General features: G+C 67.3%; 13 protein-coding genes. 6 read left to right on the plus strand and 7 right to left on the minus strand.

Features of this window, described 5'->3' with window-relative positions; all coding sequences use genetic code 11:
• Positions 1-47 precede the first annotated feature (47 nt).
• From pgeF to lgt, 3 genes are read right to left on the minus strand one after another with little or no spacing between them, the layout of a single operon-like run.
• On the minus strand, positions 48-833 hold the full coding sequence (gene pgeF / locus AQ619_RS01830) for a peptidoglycan editing factor PgeF (RefSeq protein ID WP_062143452.1): 786 nt from the start codon (positions 831-833) through the stop codon (positions 48-50).
• Positions 830-2,068: a class I SAM-dependent methyltransferase gene (locus tag AQ619_RS01835; protein WP_062143455.1), complete on the minus strand. Its 1,239-nt coding sequence runs from the start codon at positions 2,066-2,068 to the stop codon at positions 830-832. The genes pgeF and AQ619_RS01835 overlap by 4 nt, the downstream gene beginning before the upstream one ends.
• On the minus strand, positions 2,055-2,966 hold the full coding sequence (gene lgt, locus AQ619_RS01840) for a prolipoprotein diacylglyceryl transferase (protein ID WP_062143458.1): 912 nt from the start codon (positions 2,964-2,966) through the stop codon (positions 2,055-2,057). The genes AQ619_RS01835 and lgt overlap by 14 nt, the downstream gene beginning before the upstream one ends.
• A 115-nt stretch (positions 2,967-3,081) precedes the next feature.
• Between lgt and AQ619_RS01845 the strand changes: the two genes are divergently transcribed.
• The 6 genes from AQ619_RS01845 (at position 3,082) to AQ619_RS01870 (ending at position 6,743) form a co-directional block, all read left to right on the plus strand.
• A complete protein-coding gene (locus AQ619_RS01845; RefSeq protein WP_062143461.1) occupies positions 3,082-3,348 on the plus strand; it encodes an accessory factor UbiK family protein in 267 nt (88 codons plus the stop codon).
• 131 nt (positions 3,349-3,479) lie between these two features.
• Positions 3,480-3,986: a type III secretion system chaperone family protein gene (locus AQ619_RS01850; protein ID WP_062143465.1), complete on the plus strand. Its 507-nt coding sequence runs from the start codon at positions 3,480-3,482 to the stop codon at positions 3,984-3,986.
• Between the two features lie 150 nt (positions 3,987-4,136).
• The gene (gene proC / locus AQ619_RS01855; RefSeq protein WP_062143468.1) at positions 4,137-4,919 is read left to right on the plus strand and encodes a pyrroline-5-carboxylate reductase; all 783 of its coding nucleotides are present in this window, start codon (positions 4,137-4,139) and stop codon (positions 4,917-4,919) included.
• A gap of 88 nt (positions 4,920-5,007) precedes the next feature.
• Positions 5,008-5,262 (plus strand): hypothetical protein, encoded by a 255-nt coding sequence (locus AQ619_RS01860; protein WP_062143471.1) that lies wholly within the window; start codon positions 5,008-5,010, stop codon positions 5,260-5,262.
• A complete protein-coding gene (locus AQ619_RS01865; protein ID WP_062143474.1) occupies positions 5,252-6,136 on the plus strand; it encodes an SPFH domain-containing protein in 885 nt (294 codons plus the stop codon). The genes AQ619_RS01860 and AQ619_RS01865 overlap by 11 nt, the downstream gene beginning before the upstream one ends.
• A 64-nt stretch (positions 6,137-6,200) precedes the next feature.
• Entirely contained in the window at positions 6,201-6,743 is a 543-nt protein-coding gene (locus AQ619_RS01870) for a hypothetical protein (protein WP_062143477.1), read from the plus strand.
• A 122-nt stretch (positions 6,744-6,865) separates the two neighbouring features.
• Here the strand turns inward: AQ619_RS01870 and AQ619_RS01875 are convergent, their stop codons facing one another.
• From AQ619_RS01875 to AQ619_RS01890, 4 genes are all read right to left on the minus strand, one after another.
• Complete coding sequence (locus tag AQ619_RS01875) at positions 6,866-8,206, minus strand: ATP-binding protein (protein ID WP_062143480.1); 1,341 nt, start codon at positions 8,204-8,206, stop codon at positions 6,866-6,868.
• Positions 8,206-8,907: a response regulator gene (locus AQ619_RS01880; RefSeq protein ID WP_062143483.1), complete on the minus strand. Its 702-nt coding sequence runs from the start codon at positions 8,905-8,907 to the stop codon at positions 8,206-8,208. The genes AQ619_RS01875 and AQ619_RS01880 overlap by 1 nt, the downstream gene beginning before the upstream one ends.
• Positions 8,904-9,410: a MarR family winged helix-turn-helix transcriptional regulator gene (locus AQ619_RS01885; RefSeq protein WP_062151162.1), complete on the minus strand. Its 507-nt coding sequence runs from the start codon at positions 9,408-9,410 to the stop codon at positions 8,904-8,906. The genes AQ619_RS01880 and AQ619_RS01885 overlap by 4 nt, the downstream gene beginning before the upstream one ends.
• 158 nt (positions 9,411-9,568) lie before the next feature.
• Positions 9,569-11,614, minus strand: a complete 2,046-nt coding sequence (locus AQ619_RS01890) for a TonB-dependent receptor plug domain-containing protein (protein ID WP_166504114.1) — start codon at positions 11,612-11,614, stop codon at positions 9,569-9,571.
• Between the last annotated feature and the right edge of the window lie 325 nt (positions 11,615-11,939).

An 11,939-nucleotide genomic window follows, 5' to 3' on the forward strand; every position in this document is an offset into this window, starting at 1 on the left:
ACGGCCGACATGACGGATCTGCGACGCTTTGTGGCTTTCGGGTTGGCTTAGGCCTCCAGCGCGATCGCCGACAGCAGCCGCCCATAGTCGCCCTCGCCGCTCAGGAAAGCCCGGCGGTTGGAGAAGAACAGGGCCTCTTCGGCCCGGGTATCTCGGCCCACCCATTCGCGCTGCTCGATGCCGGCGGTGCGCAGGCGGTCCAGCACGAAGGCCGGTAGGTCGAACATCCGCTTGTCGTCGCTGACGCCGGGCAGGAAGAAGTGGCCCGAGCCGGGGCAATCGGCTTCGAAGCGGTGCAGGAAGTCGACGCCGACCTCGTAGGAGTCCGGCCCGATACAGGGTCCGACGGCGGCGACCATGCGCTCGGGCTCGCCCCCGAGCACCACCATCCTGTCGACGGCGGCCTGGACGACGCCGTCCAGGGCTCCGCGCCAGCCGGCATGGGCTGCGGCGACAATGCGGGCCACGGGATCAACGATCAGCACCGGCGCGCAGTCGGCCGACAGCGCGCCACAGACCACGCCGGGGGTCCGGGTGACGACAGCGTCGCCCTCGGGCCGCACATCGCCCCAGGACCCGTCGGCGACGATCGCGATGGTCGAATGGATCTGGTAGCAGGTGTTGAGGTCTTCAGGCGCGACCCCGAACCAGCGCGCGGCGCGGGCCCGGTTCTCGATCACGTCGGCCGGATCGTCCTGGCTGCCCCGCCCGACATTCAGGCTGTCATAGATACCGGTCGAGACCCCACCCTGCCGGGTGAAGAAGGCATGGCGGACACCCGGAATGGCCGCCAGCAGAGGCGACTGAATGGTGGGCAGGTCGATCTTGGTCATGTCGCGTCCTCGAAGAGGGGGGGCGAAAGGCCGGGCGCGCTGAGGCAGACGACCTTGAACAGGTGGCCCATCTGCGCCTCTCCGGTCAGGCGATCAAGCTGTCTTGCGATCACATCGGCGCGGTCGGGGCGGGCGGCGGCCAGGGCCTCGGCCCGCGCCTCAATGCCCAGCCTTGCCAGAAAGGTGGCCTGCTGCAGGATCGGTCCGGCTTTCGCGCCGGCCTCGACCCCCGCCGCCAGCACGGCCGGGAAGTCGGCCCAGACAGTCAGGTCGGCCTGGCCAGGGCTCTCCAGGGGATCGACCTTGCGGTGCCCCTGCACGGCCTGGAGCGTGTCGCCGGGGCCTGCGGTGTCGCGACCATAATCGATCAGCAGGGCCGCGCCGCCATCGGTCGCGACCCGGTGGCCGATCTCGGTGCCAAGGGCGGCTTGGGCGGGCGAGGATTCGAGGAGGGTTCCGGGCGGATGGTCATCCCGCCACTGGGGGATACCCTCGTCTCCAGCCGGAAAGCGGCTGTCATCCCGGACGAGCGCATCGCGCACAGATCCGGGACCGACGCCTGAACTCAGAACTTCCGTCGGTCCCGGATCTGCGCTTCGCTTGTCCGGGATGACAGCTGTATGCGCTGCGCGGCCCGCTCGCCCACTGGGGAGAGGATTCAGGCTGCGCAATCCAAACGCCAGATTCCCCGCCTCAGCCAGCCCGATCACCCGCTCGGCCCAGCCCGTTTCCTTGCGGACAAACTGGCGGGCGGGCAGGCAGTCCAGCACCTCATTGGCGACCAGGAGGATCGGCGCGCCGCTCGGGACGGCTTCAAGCCGGTCAGCCCAGCGCGGCGGCAAGGGCGCGCCGGCCAGTCGCTCCGCTTGCAGAGCGCGCAGGGGCGGGGAGACCTCGACAAGCCATAGCTCGGCGGCGGCCAGAAAGTCCGGTGCCAGCCGCGCGGCGCGCAGCAGGTCGCTGATCAGGGTCCCGTCGCCGGGTCCCAACTCGACCAGCCGGAACGATGACGGCCGGCCCATGCGGGTCCAGGTTTCCACCGCCCACAGGCCGATCAGTTCACCGAACATCTGGCTGACCAGCGGCGCGGTGATGAAATCGCCGCCGGCCCCCAGGTCGGGCCGGGTCGCGTAATAGCCGTCGTGCGGGTCGTGCAGGCAGCGGGTGAAATATTCGGCGAGGCTGATCGGTCCGTCCTGGGCGATCTGGGCCTTCAGACGGTCAAGCAGGCTCATGGGTCTCGGAATTTGGAGCCTCGTCGGCCGGCTCGCGCAGCGCCTTCCACAGCATCCAGGCCCCGACCAGCAGCATCGGGATCGACAGGATCATGCCCATGGTCAGGCCAAACGGAAAGTCGGGCATGCCCTCGTCGGGATTGCGCACGTTCTCCAGCAGGGCGCGGAACAGGCCGTAGCCGACCAGGAAGGCCCCGGTCAGGGCTCCCCGGCGCCGCAGCCATTTCAGTCTGTAGGTCGCGAACCACAGAATGGCGAACAGCACGAGCCCTTCCAGGGCCGCCTCATAGAGCTGGCTGGGATGGCGCGGATCCGGCCCGGCGGGACAGCGGCCGCCATTGGCATACTGGACGGTCTGGTTGCAGAAGATCACCCCGAACGGATGGTCCGTGACCCGGCCCCACAGCTCGCCATTGATGAAATTGGCCACCCGGCCAAAGAACAGGCCAATCGGCGCGACCGGAGCGATCAGGTCGCCGAGTTTCAGCACATCGATCTTTTGCTGACGGGCAAACAGGGCCACGGCCGCGCAGACGCCCAGAAAGCCGCCGTGGAAGGACATGCCGCCCTCCCAGATCCGGAAGGCCGCCATGGGGTGCTCTATCAGGCCGTTCCTCTGGCCCTCATTCACCAGCATGTAGAAGACGATATAGCCCAGCCGTCCGCCGAGGATTATGCCGAGGGTGATCCAGAGCACCAGGTCGTCGATCTGCAGCGGTGTCGCGGTCGGTGTCCGGCCGCCCCACAGGGGTTCGCGGTTGACCAGGCGGACCATGTAGCGCCAGCCGAGCAGTATGCCGGCGACATAGGCCAGGGCGTACCAGCGGATCGCCAGCGGGCCCCATTGCAGGGCCAGGGGGCCCAGGTGCACGACCGGGTCGATATCGGGAAAGATCACGCGATGGACTCCGTTCCGGACAGATCGTCGCAGCCATAGCCGGTTCGGTCTTCGCTTTCACCCCCTGCTTCCCATATAAGCTTTGCGGACACAGTCGCCCGCATGTGGAATCCCGATGCACAGCCAGAACCCCTTCCTTGACGAATTCGCCAAGCTGACCCAGGCGGCCATGGGCATCGCCCAGACGGCCGGCGAAGAGGCCAAGACCGCCATGCGGGCCCAGGCCGACCGTCTTGCGGCTGAATTTGACCTGATCCGCCGCGAGGATTTCGAGGCGCTGAAGGCCGAGGTGGCTGCGCTGCGCGAAGAGGTTGCTGGCCTGAAGGCCAAGAAGGCCGCTGCGCCCAAGGCCGACAAGAAGGCCGCCGGAACAGGCGAATAGACAAACCGCTGTTCGCCCTCGACGTGAAGGGGCTGTGACGGCGCTCGCGAAGCAGATTAGACTCATCGCGACGTCAGCGATTCATGGGGGGTCTCTCGCCCGCCATCGCTCACGGGACGCGCAGGATTCCTATGGATACCCGACCGGAAGACGACGACGTCCTGATGGCGCTCGACCCCCTCGAGGTGGTCGAGCATGTTCTGTCCGCCGAAAACCTGACCTTTGACCGCACCGAAGACGGCGATCTGGCCTTTGCCCTGACTGGCGACTGGAAGGATTACGAGCTGTGGTTTGCGTGGCGGCCTGAGGCCGACTGCCTGCAACTTTGCCTGTCTCTGGACCTGCGGGCCCCCAAGACCAAGCGCGCCAGTGCCTATGAACTGCTGGCCATGATCAACCAGCGCGTCTGGCTGGGCCATTTCGAGGTCTGGACCGAGGATGGCGAGGTGGTGTTCCGCCATGCCCTGGCCCTGCCGGCAGGCGAGCGCCCGACCATGGCCCAGGCAGCCTCGATGATCGACGCTGCCGTCGAAGCGGCTGACCGCTTCTATCCGGCCTTCGACTTCCTGCTGCAGGGTGCCAAGACCCCGGACGAGGCCATGGCCGCCTGCATGTTCGAGACCGTCGGCCAGGCTTAGGGCTTTAAATCCTTCTCCCCTTGCGGGAGAAGGTGTCGCGAAGCGACGGATGAGAGGGCGTGCTGGCGATCTCCGTGAAACCCCTCATCCGACCTGTTTCGCAGGCCACCTTCTCCCGCAAGGGGAGAAGGACAGAGATCGGGAAACTTCATGACCCCCATCCTCCTCCTCGGTGCCGGTCGCATGGGTGGCGCTCTGATCCAGGGCTGGCGCGAGGCCGGGGCCTTTCCCGTCGCTGACCTGATCGTCCGTGATCCCAATGTTGACCCCGCCGCCTTCGTGGGCGCTCTGGTCAATCCGCCGCTGGAAGCCCTCTCCGCCGCGAAAACCGTCCTGCTGGCCGTTAAGCCGCAGATCTGGCGCGAGGCGATCGAGGATGTGGTCCCCCACCTCGCCCCCGACGCCGTCATCGTCTCGATCGCCGCCGGGGTACGCGCCGCAGACATCTCTGCAGCCTTCGGCGGCCGCGCCGTCGCCCGGGTGATGCCGACCACCGCCGTGGCCATCGGCCGGGGCACGGCCAGCATCTTTGCCGACACGCCGGACGCCCGCTCTGTCGCCCACGCCCTGTTCGCACCCGTCGCCACTATGGTCGATCTCGACCGTGAGGACCTGCTGCACGCGGCCACTGCCGTCTCGGGCTCGGCTCCGGCCTATCTGTACGCCTTCGTCGAGGCGCTGGAGGCGGCCGGTGCCGGGGTGGGTCTCGACCCGGCGGCTTCGGCAAAGCTCGCTCGCGCCACCATCATCGGTGCGGCAGCCCTGATGGAGGCGGGCGGCGAGGAGCCCTCCGAGCTGCGCAAGCAGGTCACCTCGCCGGGCGGCACCACGGCGGCGGCGCTTGCGGTGCTGATGGGCGAGGGCGGCTTCGGCGATCTTCTGCCCCGCGCGCTGGATGCAGCGATCGCGCGGTCAAAGGCCCTGGGCGGCTAGCGGATCGCTGACCGAAAATTCACTCGCCAGGCGAGCGCTACAGTCTAAGGTCGTGGTCAGATCCGTGCAGCAACCCGCCGGAGGGGGCATGACCGACAAGCAGTATTTCAGCCTCGCCAGGGCCGTCGCCTATGTCATCCTTTTCCTCGCGGTCCTGATCGCTTGGCTCAGGCTCGTGGTCGGGCCCCTCTGGGGTTCAGCCTCGGATCTGGGTCTGATCGGTGCCGTTCTGGCGGGGGCGGGCGGCGTGCTGGGCCTGGCCTGGCTGGCCCGCTTGATGGTTCGTGACATCGCCAGGGGCCTATCCCCCGTCAACCGTGAGACCCAAAATCATGAGTCCTGAGCCCGCCTTCGCCCGCAAGTCGATCACTCCGACCTCCTTCCGCAATGCCATGGTGATCGTGGCCGGCGTGCTGGTCCTGATGACCGGCGGCTGCCAGATCCTGTCGCACAGCACCACGGTCGAGCCCGGCAATGTCGGGGTCAAGATCAAGACCCTCGGCTCCGGGGCCGGGGTGTCGCCGGAAGCCCTGCCGGCGCGCTGGTACTTCCGCGGCATCGGCGAGCGGATCGTCCAGTATCCGGTGATCCAGCGTACCTACAGCTACACGCGCGAGAAGGACGAGCGCGGCAATGAGAACGAGGAGATCACCTTCTCCGACAATACCGGCCTGCCGATGACCGCCGATGTCTCGGTGACCATGCAGGTCAATCCGGCCTCGGCCCCGAACCTCTACCAGACCTATCGCCTGACCTTCGACCAGCTGCTCGATGGCCCGATCCGCAATGATGTCCGCTCGGCCGTGGCGGCCGAGGCCGAGAAGGTCGGGGTCGAGACCCTGTATAGCGGGGGGCGCCAGATGGTGATCCAGAAGGCCTTCGCCAGGGTCGCCGGGAAGTGGTCCAAGCACGGGGTGACAGTCTCGCAAATGGACTGGATCGGCTCGATCCGCTACCCGACCGCCGTCATCGACCAGATGCAGCGCAAGACCCAGCTGGAGCAGGAAGCCCTGGCCGCCAAGGCGCTCGAGGCCAAGGAAACCGCCCTGGCCAATGCCGCCGTGGCCAAGGCCAAGGGTGAGGCCGAGGCTATCCGGATCAAGGGCGAGGCACTCCGCTCCAATCCCCAGGTCCTGCAGCAGCAGGCGATCGAGAAGTGGGATGGCGTCCTGCCCAAGGTCACCGGCTCCTCGACGCCGTTCGTCAAGATCGACTGAATTGAAGTCGCCGGGGACGCGCATCGCCTTGCCATCGTCCCCGGCGCCCGCCATCTGAAGAGGCATGACCGCCGCTGAAGACCTCCTCGATCGCGCCGCCGCCGCCGCCCTGGCCCTGGCGGCTGACAAGCCCTGGCATCACATCGCCCTGCGTGACATCGCGCTGAAGGCGGAGGTTCCGTTCGCCGAGCTCTACGCCCTGGCCTCGGGCAAGGGCGCGGTTTTGGCCCATCTGTCGACCCGCTTCGATCGCGCAGCCCTCGGAACGGTCTCGGCCGACGACGCCTCGACCCACGACCGGCTGTTCGATGCGGCCATGGCGCGGCTCGAGGCGATGGAGCCACATCGTGCCGCGCTGATCGCCATCGCCGCCTCCGAAGGCATGGTCGTGTCCGCCCTGCGCTTTCCGAAGACTGCGCGGGCCATCCTCGAGGCCGGGGGCGTTGAGGCCACGCCGGTCCGTCTGGCCGCAATGACGGCGGTCTGGGCCCGGACCGTCCAGGTCTGGCGCGACGACGAAGGGGCCCTGAACCGCACCATGGCCGAGCTGGACAAGCGGCTGAAGCTGCTGGCCGAGCGGCTCAGCAAGATCGGGGCGGGGTTCTGAGGCTCCCCCTTTGGGGGAGCTGTCGCAGAGCGACTGAGGGTGACTGCTCGGCTTAGGCCGCGATGCCCCCGCCGGCCTTCCAGGCCACCTCCCCCAGAGGGGGAGGATCTACGCCGTCCGAACTAGCCCGGTAAACGCATCACCGCCCGCAGACCGCCCATCGGTGAGCGTTCCAGCACCAGGTCCCCGCCCAGGCCCCGCGCCATGTCGCGGGCGATGGCCAGACCCAGCCCGACGCCCTTTTCGTTCTGGTTGCGGGACTCATCCAGCCGGTTGAACGGCTTGAAGGCGTCCTCATAGCGGTCTTCCGGAATGCCCGGGCCATCGTCGTCGACCAGGATCTCCACCCCGCCGGTGATCCGCGCGGCGACCGAGACCCTGACGTGTTCGCCATGGGCGGCAGCATTGTCGATCAGGTTGGCCAGGGCGCGCCGGAAGGCATTGGGCCGCAGTTCCACGACCAGGTCGGGCGCGATCTCGGCCTCGACTGCCGCGCCGGTCCGGACGGCGGCCGCCACGACGCCGCCGATCAGATCGGTCAGATCGACGGTCTGGGGCGTCTCCCCGCCCTCGCCGCGGGCAAAGGCGAGGTATTCGTCGATCATGTGCTCCATTTCCGAGAGGTCGCCCTTCATGGCGTCCATCCGCTCGCACGGTTCGGCCAGGGCCACCTCAAGCTTCAGTCGGGTCAGGGGCGTGCGCAGGTCATGGCTGACACTGGCCAGCAGGGCGGTGCGCTGTTCGATATGGCGCTGGATGCGTGCCTTCATGGCCAGGAAGGCCATGGCGGCCTGCCGCACCTCGCGCGCGCCATGGGGCTTGAAGTCGATATCGCCGCCGCGACCGAAGGCATCGGCCGCATCGGCCAGGCGCTCGATGGCCCGCACCTGGTTGCGGATGAACAGAATGGCCACCGCCGTCAGCAGCAGGGTCGCCATGACCATCCAGAGGATGAAGATATGGCCCTGGGTGGCGAAGGCCCGATCGCGCAGGGCGTAGATCTGCAGGACCCCGCCCTCCACCTGCACCCGGATGTCGATATAGGCGGTGTAGCGGGTGGTATCGAACCAGAAGGGCGCGATCAGCCGGTCGGCCAGGGCGTCCTGCAACGAGCGATCCAGGGCCGGCAGAAGCGAGGTGCGACGCCCGGTCGGCAGTTTCTTGCCCTTCTGAAAGGCGATGGACAGGGCCAGGGATTCTTCGGCGCGCGCGGCCAGCTTGACGACGGCCTCGGGGCTCGGATCGTCCTGGTAGCTGGCGACGGCCCAGGCGATGTCGCCGGCCAGCCCCTCGGACAGCTTGCTGTTCACAGTCTGCCAGTGGGCGTCGAAAAAGGCCCAGGTCACGGCGATCTGCATCACCGCCACCGGCAGGACGATGATCAGCAGCGACCGTCCGAACAGCGAGGTCGGCAGCCAGCGCTTGATCTGGCGGGGGATGTAGAGCTTGGCGCGCAGGCGCATCAATCCGGGGCCAGCCGATAGCCAATGCCCCGCACCGTCTGCAAATAGCGCGGGTTCTTCGGGTCGGGCTCGATCTTGCGGCGCAGGCGGGTGACCTGGACGTCGATGGCGCGGCCGGTGGCGTCGGCGGTGTCGCGGGCCAGATCCAGCCGGTCGACCGGCTCATGCACCGCGCGAGCCAGACGGCGCATCAGGGCGACCTCGGCCTCGGTCAGGCGCACGGCCTGGCCGTCACAGGTCAGCTCGCCGCGCTCGGGTTCGAAGGCGCAGCGTCCCAGGGACAGGGCCCGCGGGCCGGTCGGCCGGGCGGTGGTCCGGCGCAGGATGGCCTCGATCCGCAGCAGCAGTTCCTGCGGTTCGAAGGGCTTGCCCAGATAGTCATCCACCCCGAGGCTCAGCCCCTCGATGCGGTCCTGGGTCTGGTCGCGGGCGGTCAGCATCAGGATCGGGGTGCGGGCGGTTTCGCCGCCCTTCGCCCTCAGGCGCCGCGTGAAGGCCAGGCCGTCTTCGCCGGGCATCATCACGTCCAGCACCATCAGGTCGAAGTCCAGGGCGGCGCAAAGCCTGTCAGCCCCGGCCGCATCGGCAGCCGTGCTGACCCGGAACCCGGCCCGGACCAGGTACTCCTTGAGCAGCTTGCGAATGCGGTCGTCATCATCGACGACCAGCAGGTGGCGGTCGCGGCGTTCTTCGGGTGTCATGCCACCACTCTACGGGTTGGACCCACACCCTGTCTCGGACCCGCGAGAGCGGCCAGGATGCGCCTTGTGCCGGCCACGCCGTCGAGGCCGCCGGTTCGATAGGCCTTGGCCAGCAGGGCGCGCAGGCGCTCGGCGGTGCGGGCCTCGAAGGCCAGGCCTTGCTCGGTCAGCACCGCGGGCTTGCGGCGGCCGTCCAGATCGCCGGAGGCGCGCTCGACCAGGCCGGCCCGGGCCAGGTCCGCCAGGGTGCGGCTGGCGGCCTGTTTCGAGAGGCTGGTCAGCTTTGACAGGTCCTGCACGCCGATGCCTGGCCGGCGTCGGAGCAGGAAGGCCGCGCGCCAGTGGGACCGTCCGAGGCCGAGGCCTTCGGCTTCCAGGGCCCCATCGACCGCCGCCCAGAGGGCCGCCTCGGCCAGCAGGATCAGCTCCAGGCCGCTGTCCAGCTCCTCGTCACGCAGGATGAGCCGGGGATCGGCCGCGCCTTGCTGCAGAGGGGCTATCATCGCCTTGGGGTCCACCGGGTTTTGGTCTGGGTGTCAGGAGGTCAGGGCCCTACGGTGGCCGAGATCGGCGGGGGCCGCAAGGCGAGGCGGTCCAGAACGGCTAAGCCGCCCGGGATTGCTCCCGGACGGCTCGTGTTTCGGAGCGAGGACGCCGGGCCTCAGAAGGTCTTGCGCAGTCGCAGCGAGACGAAGGTGCGCGGATCGATTTCCCGGTCCTCGACAAAGGCCACAGCCCGGGTGGTACGGTTGGCATAGACCGTCCGGCGGACCGTGAAGTCGTCCCAGAGGTTCAACTGGGCCCGCAGCGCCAGGGTGGGGCTCGGCTTGTATTCGACGAAGCTTTCGTAATAGCCCGCACCGCGCCAGACGCTCTTCTGGTCCGGATCATAGGTGCCCTGGCCGAGACGCGGCAGCCAGTTGATCCCCCATTGCAGCTTGTAGCGCGTCAGGTCCTGCTGGAACCCGACATTGGCCTGGCTGGCCCGGACGCCCGAAATCGGACGCTTCTTGCCGCTGGTCGGATCGACCACGCTGGTCTCGTTCCAGTCATTCTTGAAGGTGAAGCGACCACCCGGAATGTGCAGTCGGTCCAGAGGCACGACGATATTGACCGACAGGCGGTCCAGTGTGCCGTCGCCGATATTGCCCGTTGCCGAAAGACCGCCCGGCAGGGGCAGGCGGTCGATCACGCCGATGATTTCGTCATGGCGATAGCCGACCGAGACGATGCCTTCGCCCAGGAACCGGCGCTCATAGGTCAGTTCCGAAATCCAGCGCTGCTCCGGCTCCAGATTGACATTGCCGCCATAGACGGTGTCGTCATCGAGTTCCGCCGAGGCGGCGAAATCGTCGAAATCCAGCTGGCCCAGTTCGCGTTCAAACCGGAAGCGGACCTGGTTCTTCGCCATGGGCGTCCAGGTGGCCAGGAAGCGTGGCTTTGCGAAGAAGAAGCTCTTTTCGTGGTCCGCGTCGCCCGACTGCTTGATGGTCGAGGTTTCCAGTCGAAGGCCACCCTCAAGGGTCAGCTTGGGGTTCAGCTGCCAGGTGGCCTTGGAGAAGGCTTCCCCGCGGGTTTCCTCGACCTTGACCGAGGCTGACGGCAGGGGCACGGCGACGCCACCCTGGGTAAAGGCCTGTTCGACCTCCAGCATGTTGTAGGCGACCTCGCCGCCGGCTTCGAAGGTCAGGGCGGCCGAGCGCTCGTGTCGCACCAGGGCGCGGAAGATGGATTCCGAGGACTCGCCCTGAGAGCTGAACCGCTGTTGCGGCCGCGCGACGCCGCCCAGGGTTTCCTGGCCGATCGAGACGTCTTCCGAGATCTCGAACTCGTGGATCGCCCGGGTTTCCATCGACCAGCGCGGCGCGATGGGGCGGGTATAGGTCAGGCCCAGCTCGCCTTCCCGGTCCTCATAGGCATAGCTGTTCTCGCGGAGGGCCACCGTTGAGCGCTGCCGTGTCCAGTTTTGCCAGTCGCCGACCCCGTAGCGGGCGGTCGCATCCAGCTTGCCGCCCGCCAGCGGGCCGTTGAAGTTGCCGCGGATCGAGCGTCCGCCACCCCAGCCGTCGTTCTCAAAGGCCTCGTCGCGGGTCACGGCACCCTTGCCGTCGCGGCGAACCGTGCGGCCCGGACCGTTGGAGTCGCTCGAGCCCATGCCGTCCGACAGCGTCACGCCCCAGCTGCGGTCGCCTTCACGGGCCGTGAACTGGTAGGAGCCGCCGAAAACATCATGTCCGCCATCGAACAGCATGCCGTTCAGAGTCAGGATCGACTGGCGGCTGGCCGTGGATTTCAGGATCACGTTCACGATCACCGAATAGCCCTGCATGTCGACGCCGGCCGCTCCGCCGCGGATCAGTTCGATGCGCTCGACCTGGTTGGCGGGGGTGCGTGACAGGACGCTGGAGCCGGTATCGTTCTTCGAGGCCGGCCGGTTGCCATTGATCAGAATGTTGCCGACCGCACCCTCGAAGCCCCGCGCGCCGGAGCCGTCATTGGCCGAGAAGCCCGGCACGCGGCTGACCATGTCCATCGCGGTGTTGGGGCGCTGGGCGGCGAAGAAGTCCGGCTGAAAGACCAGAACTCCACGTTGGTTTGCCTCGGCGGCGGGGGGCGGGGTCTCTGGCGTTTGAGGCGCTGCGACGGCAAGGGCCGGGCCGGCCATCAGGATCAGCGCCGTCGTGGCCAGCAGGATGGTTCTGGTCATCAGTGTCCCCTCGAACTTCAGGAGGAGAGCTCTGCCGATACTGCGTCTTCATCTCAAGTTACAAGGGAGAAAGGTTGTTCAATTCCTGAAATCATTACATGATTTTCATGTTCTATTTATTGATTTTGATTTCGAAGAAATCAGATTTCTACTGTGAATTGAAGTATAAATTCATCGAATTCAAATACACTGCCGGAGTCATCCACAGATTCCGCATGGAAGACGGGTCGGAGCCAGTGTTTGACGATGCTTGTCGTCTCAGGCCGGAGCCGGTGCCCTTTTGGTCCTGTAGCGGCTCACTCAAGGCCTAGAGGCCGCTACGGTG

The organism is Caulobacter henricii, from assembly GCF_001414055.1.
Lineage (GTDB): Bacteria > Pseudomonadota > Alphaproteobacteria > Caulobacterales > Caulobacteraceae > Caulobacter > Caulobacter henricii.